Origin of the sequence: Streptomyces sp. MB09-02B (assembly GCF_033794485.1) — a bacterium.
Classification (GTDB): Bacteria; Actinomycetota; Actinomycetes; order Streptomycetales; family Streptomycetaceae; genus Streptomyces.
Genome location: NZ_JARGEE010000462.1, coordinates 1 through 6513, shown reverse-complemented (window position 1 = coordinate 6513; position 6513 = coordinate 1). Strand labels below are relative to the sequence as shown.

5 protein-coding genes are annotated in these 6513 nt (G+C 73.5%); 3 read left to right on the top strand and 2 right to left on the bottom strand.

Annotated features, from left to right (window positions below):
• Positions 1-174: 174 nt before the first annotated feature.
• Positions 175-1221, top strand: a complete 1047-nt coding sequence (locus tag P1P70_RS37930; protein ID WP_319245876.1) for a hypothetical protein — start codon at positions 175-177, stop codon at positions 1219-1221.
• Between the two features lie 185 nt (positions 1222-1406).
• On the top strand, positions 1407-2333 hold the full coding sequence (locus tag P1P70_RS37925) for a serine protease (RefSeq protein WP_319245874.1): 927 nt from the start codon (positions 1407-1409) through the stop codon (positions 2331-2333).
• A 93-nt stretch (positions 2334-2426) separates the two neighbouring features.
• On the opposite strand, the gene P1P70_RS37920 is transcribed toward P1P70_RS37925, so the two are convergent.
• Together P1P70_RS37920 and P1P70_RS37915 are read right to left on the bottom strand one after the other, a co-directional pair.
• A complete protein-coding gene (locus tag P1P70_RS37920; RefSeq protein ID WP_319245878.1) occupies positions 2427-4055 on the bottom strand; it encodes a D-aminoacylase in 1629 nt (542 codons plus the stop codon).
• A 93-nt stretch (positions 4056-4148) separates the two neighbouring features.
• Positions 4149-5438, bottom strand: coding sequence for an amino acid deaminase (locus P1P70_RS37915; RefSeq protein WP_319245873.1), 1290 nt, complete (start codon positions 5436-5438; stop codon positions 4149-4151).
• Between the two features lie 244 nt (positions 5439-5682).
• Here P1P70_RS37915 and P1P70_RS37910 point away from each other — a divergent pair.
• Positions 5683-6513 (top strand): sugar kinase (locus tag P1P70_RS37910; RefSeq protein WP_413471639.1); only part of this gene is annotated, 831 nt, incomplete at its 3' end.

Below are 6513 nucleotides of genomic sequence, written 5' to 3'. Positions count from 1 at the left end.
GGCCCCCTCCTCTCTACAATCCGCGAGCAGGTCCGGCCGACCCCCCACCCCACGGCCGCCGACCGCACGGCACCCGGCCGTACGCCGCCGAGACCTGGGCGTTCGGCCCATGACACCTGGGCGTAGGGCCCATGACGACGAAGGCAGTGGGACGCGATGAATGGGGTGGGCGGCGTGGACAACGCGCACGGACCGGACCGGGACGAGGCCGGCACGGGGACACCGCCGAACGTGTACCACCCCGTCGGCGCCCCCCACTCCACCCCGGCCTACGAGATCTTCGCGGACCCGGCCACCGCCCACGGCTGGCAGAACGCCTACGACGACACGGTCCAGCTCGACGAGGTCGTGCCGCCCGTCGATGCCCTCCCGGGCGCCGGGGGTGGTGCAGGGGCGGGCTCCACCGGCGGCCTGCCGCACGGGGAGAGCGCGCCGCACGGGGACGGCGCCCTTTACGAGGCCCGTGCGCCGTACGAGCCCGGCGCGCCGCACGGGGACGGGGCCCCCTACGAGGCCCGTACGCCGTTCGAGCGCGGCGCGCCGTACGACGACCGTGCGCCGTACGACGACCGTGCGCCGTACGACGTCAGCGCCCCTCACGACGGCCACGCGCCGGGCGACCGCGCACCTCACGACGACCACGCACCGCACACGCCGGCGCACTCGGAGGCGTACGACGGACCGGGCGGGCCGGAGGCTGCCGGAGCCGGAGCCGGAGCCGGAGCCGGAGCCGGAGCCGGAGCCGGGGTCGGGGCCGGGCGGCGGGCGCGGCCGGTCGACGGGCGGCGGAGCACGCTCGGTCGGCGCCGGGCCCGCAGGCGGAGGGCGTTGGTCGCGGGCGGGATCGGTGCCGCGGTGCTCGTCGGGGTCGCGGCGGCGGGGCTGGCCGGACTCGGCACCTCGGAGAAGGAGGGGCCCGGCACCCCGGAATCCAGCCGGTCGACCCCGGCCGCCGCCCGCTCCGGTGACGCGGACGCGGCCACCCCGTCGGCCGAGGCCCCCGGAGCGGGCGCCGTGACGTCTCCCGGAGCCCCCTCGCCCGACGCCTCCCCGTCCCCGTCCTCGGCCGCCACCACCGCCGAGCCCTCCGGCTCCGCGTCGCCCACCGCGAGCTCCGCGCCGTCGTCCACCGCCCCCTCCGCCACGGAGACCACGTCGTCCCGTGGCAACGGCAACGGCAACCAGGGCCGGGGTCAGGGCGCGACGAAGGACCCCAAGTAGCCACGGGGCGCCCCCTCTCCACTCCGCCACCCTCAACCCCTCGCCCCCTGGCCGAAGATCGCGCGGCCGGAACCAACTCCTTGCTCGTCCTCCACATCGCCCTCACAATGCGCATGACAAACTGCGGTGGCCGGAAGATCTTCTGCCACCACGCAGCCCAATAGCTGTAGTGAGGGGACCCCCACATGAGAAAGCCTCTCGTTGCCTCGCTGTTCGCCCTGGTGATCACCGGGGCCGGCGCGGCACCGGCGGTCGCGGCGCCGGAAGCGGCGGCGCCCGGGAAGTCGGCGGACGCGGCCGTGAAGACCGTGGTCGGCGATGTCGTCGACACGGCGAACAAGACCGTCGCCGACCTCGCGACCCCCGCCCCGGCGGTCCAGGCCGTCAACTTCGCCGGCACCGTCTCGCTCAGCAACTGTTCCGGCTCGGTCGTCCGGATGCCCGACTCCGAGGACAACGACCCGGCGCTGGTGATGACCAACGGCCACTGTCTGGAGACCGGCTTCCCGACCCCCGGACAGGTCATCGTCGACCGGGCCTCCACCCGCACCTTCGGCCTGCTCAACTCCGCCGGCACCCGCGTCGGCACCCTGCGCGCCAACAAGATCGCGTACGGCACGATGACCGACACGGACATGGCGGTGTACCAGCTCACCACCACGTACGCGCAGATCAAGAGCACGTACGGCATCGACGCGCTCGTCTACGACACGACCCGCCCGACCGCCGGCACCGACATCAGCGTCGTCTCCGGGTACTGGAAGCGGATCTACAGCTGCGACGTCGACGGGTTCGCGTACCGCCTGAAGGAGGGTGACTGGACATGGAAGGACTCCATCCGTTACACCTCCGCCTGCAACACCATCGGCGGCACCTCGGGCTCCCCGGTGGTCAACGTCGCCACCAACAAGGTCGTCGGCGTCAACAACACGGGCAACGAGAGCGGTGAGCGCTGCACCGTCAACAACCCCTGCGAGGTCGACGCGAACGGCACCGTGACCGTCCGCCGGGGCATCAACTACGCCCAGCAGACCTGGCACGTCCCCGCCTGCTTCGGCGTGGACAACAAGCTCGACCTCTCGGCCGCGGGCTGCGTGCTCCCCAAGCCGTAGCGCTCCGCTCGGGGGGCGTGAGGGCTACCGGGTCCCTGGGGTCGTTCTTCGGCCGCGGACCGGTGGGGCTTCTCGCGCAGTTCCCCGCGCCCCCTACGGTGCCGCCGTCCTCCGGACCGACCGGCCCGCCAGTACGTCCGTCCGATGGCCGTCCTCGATGACGAAGCGGCCGTCGATCAGGACGTACGGGATGCCGGTGGGCAGGGTGCGCGGCGCCTCGTAGGTCGATCCGGCGGCCACGGTCGCCGGGTCGAGGAGGACCAGGTCGGCGCGGTAGCCCTCGCGGACGAGTCCCCGGTCCGCGAGGCGCAGCCGCGCGGCGGGACGTGAGGTGAGATGGGCGACGCACTCCTCCAGGGAGAGCACGCCCAACTCCCTCACGTACCGGCCGAGATAGTGCGGGAACGTCCCGTACGCCCGCGGATGCGGCTTGTCCCCGCGCAGGATGCCGTCGGAGCCGCCGGTGTGCACGCGGTGGCGCATGATGGCCCGCACGTTCTCCTCGTGCCCGACGTGCTGGAGGACCGTGGAACCGAGCCGGTCCTCGACGAGCAGCCGGCGGGCGGTCACCCAGGGCTCCTCACCGCGCGCCTCGGCCGACGCGGCGACCGTCCGGCCCACGTACGAGGACAGCGCCGGTTCGGTGACTCCGGAGATCTCGATGGTGTCCCACGCGATGGGCACGCCGTGGCAGCCGTCGGCGCCGACGACCTCCATGTGGTGCCGGACGCGCCCGGCCGTGTCGTCGTCCGCCAGCCGCGCGAGGATCGCCTCCGGCCCGCCCTCGCCCGCCCAGCTCGGCAGCATCGCGACGAGGGTCGTGCAGCCGGGGGTGTAGGGATAGGTGTCGAGCGAGATGTCCGCGCCGGTCGCGAGCGCCTCGTCGAGGAGGGCGAGGAGTTCCGGCGCACGCCCCTCGTTCACGCCGAAGTTCATGGTGGCGTGGGCCAGGTGCAGGGCACAGCCCGCCTCGCGGGTCAGGGTGACCATCTCCTCGTACGCCCGGAGCGCGCCCGCGCCGTACGAGCGGTGGTGCGGGCAGTAGTAGCCGTCGTACGAGGCCACCACCCGGCACAGCTCGGTGAGTTCGGCGTCCTTCGCGTACATGCCGGGGGTGTACGTCAGCCCCGACGACATCCCGACCGCGCCCTCCCTGAGCCCCGCCGCCACCAACTCCCGCATACGGCCCAGCTCTTCGGGCGTCGCCTCCCGGTCCTCCCAGCCCACGGCGAGCATCCGGACCGTCCCTTGCGGCACGAGGTACGCGGCGTTCACGGCGATCCCCTCGCCCCCGAAGCCGTGGTCGAGCCGGTCCAGGTACTCGCCGACCGAGCGCCAGGTGAAGTCGATGTCCTCGCCGTAGCCGTTCCAACCGGTGATCGCGCGGCGGACCTCCTCCAGGGTGCGGTCGTCGACGGGCGCGTACGACAGTCCGTCCTGGCCGACGACCTCCAGGGTCACCCCCTGGGCCGCCTTCGCGGTGTGCTCGGGGTCCCGCAGGAGCGCGAGGTCGCTGTGGGCGTGCATGTCGATGAAGCCGGGGGCCAGGACCAGGCCCTCGGCGTCGATCTCCCGCCGGGCCCTCGGCCGCTGGCACCCGGCCGCGGCCGCCTCCTTGACGATCGACGTGATCCGGCCGTCCGCCACGACCACGTCGGCGCGGTAGGAGGGGTCGCCGGAGCCGTCCACGACCTCGGCGTCACGGAAGACCAGTTCGTCCATGCGCGATACCCGTTCGTCCATGCGGGTCACCTTTCAGGACTCGGCGGCCGGGCTCAGGACTTGGCGGCCGGGCTCAGAAGTCGGCGGCCGGGCTCAGAAGTACGTACGGACGTAGTCCGTCACGGTCCCGTCCGCCTCCACCACCGGAATCAGCTTCCACTTGTCGAACGACGTGCACGGATGCGACAGCCCCAGACCCACCCAGTCACCGACCTCCAGCTCCGCGCCGGACTCCGTGCGCAGCCACGCGTGCTGGTCGGACAGCCCCGTCACCGTGATCCCGGCGGCCTCGCGGACCGCACCCGTGCCCGCGTCCCGCACCACCTCCGCCGACGGCAGACCGAGGTCGTACGCGGCGTCGCGCTTGCCCGCGTTGACGAAGGCCTGCTCGGGGGTGGGGCGGGAGACGACCTGGGCCCAGAGCCGGAAGGCCGGCTCCAGGGCGCCCTCCTCGGGGATCCGGTTGAAGGGGGTGATCCGGCGGTAGTGCCCGGCGTCGTGCGAGACGTACGCACCGGACCGCAGCAACTTCAGTACGGGCACGGACAGTTCGGGCAGCTCGGCGAAGACCTCGGCCACCGTGTCGAACCAGGCGCTGCCGCCCGCGCTGACGATCACCTCGTCCAGGCCCGCGAACCGGCCCGCCTTGTCGAAGTCGACGGCCAGCGCGGTGAGCCGGCGCAGCCACGCCGCCACCCGCTCCGGGGTCGCCTCGGGCACCTCGCCCTCGTACCCGGCGACCCCGACCAGACGCAGCGTGTCGACCCCGGCCACCGCGTCCGCGACCACCGCGCACTCGGCCTCCGTGCGCACGCCGGTCCGCGCGCCCTCGCCGGCGCCCAGCTCCACGACGACGTCCACGGGACGCGCCGGGCGCGCGGCACCCCGTAGCGCGGCGTCCATCAGCTCCACGCCGCGCACCGAGTCGACGTAACAGACGATCCGGAAGTCCGGGTCGGCCGTCAGCTCGCCGGCGATCCAGCGCAGGGCGGCCGGGTCGACGACCTCGTTGGCCAGGAAGACCCGCGCGATCCCGAACTCCCGTGCCACGCGCACCTGGTGGGGCACGGCGAGGGTGATGCCCCACGCGCCGCGCTCGATCTGCCGCCGGAACAGCTCCGGCGCCATGGACGTCTTGCCGTGCGGGGCGAAGGCGAGGCCGTGGCGCGCCGCATAGGCCTCCATCAGCGCCAGGTTGTGCTCCAGGTGCTCGGCGGAGAGGGCGAGCACGGGGGTGGTGAAACCACCGGTGAACAGGTTCCGCCGCTCTGCGGCCAGCTCGGCCACCGTCAGGCCGTCGGCGTCCGGCGGCAGTCCCTTGAAGCGGTGGTCGACGAGCTCCTCCGCCGGCCGGGCAGACGCTTCGCCGCTCTCGACACCCATGGGGCCTCCCTGACGAGGTGTGTTGCACCCTATGCAACGTCCATTGCGTATATCGCTCATCCCTATCTAATATCCGAGCCGGCGCCGGGTCAACGGTGCCGCCCCGCCCCAGCCGACGCGACGAGGAGCCCTCACCATCGTGCCCTCCGACGGACTCCGTTCCCCCGACGTCGCCGCTTCCCACGTCGCCGCTTCCGACGCTGCCGCTTCCGACGTCGTCGATGTCGTCGCGCTCGGCGAGTCCATGGTCACCTTCCTGCCCACCCGCCCCGGGCGCCTCGCCGACGTCCCCTCCTTCGACCGGGCCATCGGCGGCGCCGAGTCCAACGTGGCCTGCGTGCTGGCCGCAGCCGGCCACACGGCGCGCTGGGTCAGCCGGGTCGGAGAGGACGGCTTCGGCGACCACCTGGTGGAGGAGATCGGCTCCTACGGCGTCGACGTGACCTCGGTGCGCCGCGACCCCGCCCGCCCGACGGGCGTGTACTTCCGCACGGCGGGCGACCGCGCCACGGACGCCCACGAAGTCGCCTACTACCGCGCCGGTTCGGCCGCCTCGGCGATGTCGACGAGGACCGTGGACCTCGCCGCGGTACGCGCGGGACGCGTCCTGCACCTCTCCGGCATCACGGCGGCCCTGTCCGACGACTGCCTGCGCCTGCTCCGCGACCTGACGGCCCCCCGCCCCGCCCACCGCCCCCTGGTCTCCTTCGACGTCAACCACCGCCCGGGCCTCTGGAGTGACACCGAGGGCCCGCACGTCCTCCTCGAACTGGCCCGCCGCGCCGACATCGTCTTCGTCGGCGAGGACGAGGCCCAGCAGGCCTGGGGCGTCACCGGCGGACCCACAGCGATCCGCACACTCCTGCCGGAGCCGACCACCCTCGTGGTGAAACAAGGAGCGCGCGGAGCCACCCTGTTCGCACGCACGCCCCCACGCCCGGACCGGCCGCGCTCGGACGGAAGGGGGCGTGTCGGGGGGTGTCCGCCCGCAGCGGCCGGCGTCCACCACCGGGCACTTCCCCACCCGACGGCGCCCGCCGGACCGAGGACGGAGCCCCCCCGGCACGTCCCCGAC

Bases quoted from the DNA above. Each gene is read 5' to 3' on its own strand.
- P1P70_RS37920 (WP_319245878.1), bottom strand. From the start codon at position 4,055: ATGGACGAACTGGTCTTCCGTGACGCCGAGGTCGTGGACGGCTCCGGC.
- P1P70_RS37925 (WP_319245874.1), top strand. From the start codon at position 1,407: ATGAGAAAGCCTCTCGTTGCCTCGCTGTTCGCCCTGGTGATCACCGGG.
- P1P70_RS37915 (WP_319245873.1), bottom strand. From the start codon at position 5,438: ATGGGTGTCGAGAGCGGCGAAGCGTCTGCCCGGCCGGCGGAGGAGCTC.